1 protein-coding gene is annotated in these 489 nt (G+C 66.5%); it reads right to left on the bottom strand.

Translation table 11 applies throughout. The annotated features are described in order from the left end of the window. Positions 1-489, bottom strand: a 489-nt coding sequence (locus tag E5W70_RS32660) for a beta-ketoacyl synthase N-terminal-like domain-containing protein (protein ID WP_292665501.1), incomplete at both ends; no start/stop codon positions are given.

Genomic DNA, 489 nt, shown 5'->3' with positions numbered 1-489 from the left:
AGGCACATGCGGAGGTCACCCCGAAGACCGGCCCGCGCAAGCCGAGGCTCAAGCTCACCTGGCCGGCGGCGGCGCTTGGCATCGTTTTGGGTACAGCGAGGATGCCAACTCGCCTCGCGCCGTCCAAAAGGAGGGCCCGGTAAGTTTCCTCCATCACATCCCAGCCCAAGCCGCCGACGCCCACTGTCGCGCCGAAGCGATGGGCATTCCCCTCGTCGCAGGAAAGTCCGGCCTGCCGCATGGCTTCGCGCGCTGCAAGCACGGCGAGCAAGCTGAAGCGGTCCATGGAGATGAGATGCCCCCGGTTGATGTCGTGCTGGGGCAGCGCCTTGATCTCAGCGCCGGTCATGCCCTCCAGGTCATGAAGCTCGGAATTGGCGATCGGGCCGATGGCGGAGCGGCCTTCGCGCATCTCTTTCCACATAGAGGCGGCCTCGGTGCCCAGTCCGCACAGGCCGCCCACTCCGGTGATAACGACGCGCCTGTCCA

This window comes from Mesorhizobium sp. (assembly GCF_005063415.1).
In the GTDB taxonomy this organism is placed as follows: domain Bacteria; phylum Pseudomonadota; class Alphaproteobacteria; order Rhizobiales; family Rhizobiaceae; genus Mesorhizobium.
This window is presented reverse-complemented; position numbering and strand designations above follow the sequence as displayed.